Below are 548 nucleotides of genomic sequence, written 5' to 3' on the forward strand. Positions count from 1 at the left end.
TTCACCGCCACGCCGACCCAGAAAGGGGCGGAGCCGATGCTGCCCGGCCCGCCGGCCGTCACCCGCCTGCTGCAGGCGCTCGGCCGCTTCCCGCGCAAGGGCTGCTACCTCTATGGCGGCAAGTGGATGGCCGAGCCGGTCTTCCCCGAAGGCATGAAGGCGAACGGGCTGCTCGGCCTGTCCTCCAACCAGCAATTCATGGGCTTGCCCGCCGACGCGACCGCAAAGCCCGGCGACTACGCGTTTCTAAGGCCGACGCAGAGCGAAGCCGTGCTGCAGCAGTTCGGGTCGATCGCGGTGTTTTCCGGCGGCCGGATCGCCGATCGCTGGCCGGCGCTGCCGATGGCCTGACCGACTACGCCTTCACCGGTATCCATATCTCCAGCCCGCCCTTGCCGCTGCGCGGGTCGAATTCAGGGCCGTAGCGTTCGAATTCCGGCGCGTCCGCGATCTCATGCCCGGAGGCCGGCAGCCATTTGTTCCAGATCGTATTGACCGTACGGCGGATGGTCGAGATGTGTTCGCGGTGGGCAAAGACCGCATATTTC

At 66.8% G+C, this 548-nt stretch carries 1 protein-coding gene and 1 pseudogene; one reads left to right on the forward strand and one right to left on the reverse strand.

What is annotated here, in order from left to right; genetic code table 11:
- Positions 1 to 351 (forward strand): annotated as a pseudogene (locus EOC93_RS33690) (DSD1 family PLP-dependent enzyme); the annotation flags it as partial.
- Positions 352 to 355: 4 nt separating this feature from the next.
- Here EOC93_RS33690 and EOC93_RS33695 read toward each other — a convergent pair.
- Positions 356 to 548: GyrI-like domain-containing protein (locus EOC93_RS33695; protein ID WP_206532311.1), on the reverse strand; the 193-nt coding region annotated here is incomplete at its 5' end.

Source organism: Mesorhizobium sp. M6A.T.Ce.TU.002.03.1.1, from assembly GCF_003997275.1.
GTDB classification, from domain to species: domain Bacteria; phylum Pseudomonadota; class Alphaproteobacteria; order Rhizobiales; family Rhizobiaceae; genus Mesorhizobium; species Mesorhizobium mediterraneum.